Below are 248 nucleotides of genomic sequence, written 5' to 3'. Positions count from 1 at the left end.
ACACCGCGACGCGCTCATGCAAGCTCTTCGGCTGGATGTCGAGGATGCGCTTCTCGCCGTTGGTCGCCGCGCCGCCAGCCTGCTCGACGATGAACGCCATCGGGTTCGCTTCATACATCAGGCGCAGCTTGCCGGGCTTCGACGGATCGCGCTTGTCGGCCGGATACATGAAGATGCCGCCGCGGTTCAGGATACGGTGCACGTCGGCGACCATCGATGCGATCCAGCGCATGTTGAAGTCCGACTGG

Annotated in this window: 1 pseudogene; it reads right to left on the bottom strand. The window is 63.7% G+C overall.

The window, feature by feature from the left end:
* Nucleotides 1-248 (bottom strand): annotated as a pseudogene (locus SB753_RS39955) (fructose-bisphosphatase class I); the annotation flags it as partial.

It is taken from the genome of Paraburkholderia sp. SIMBA_053 (genome assembly GCF_046534895.1).
Classification (GTDB): domain Bacteria; phylum Pseudomonadota; class Gammaproteobacteria; order Burkholderiales; family Burkholderiaceae; genus Paraburkholderia; species Paraburkholderia caledonica.
Note: the sequence above shows the minus strand (reverse complement) of the source record. Positions and strands in the feature narration are given on the sequence as shown.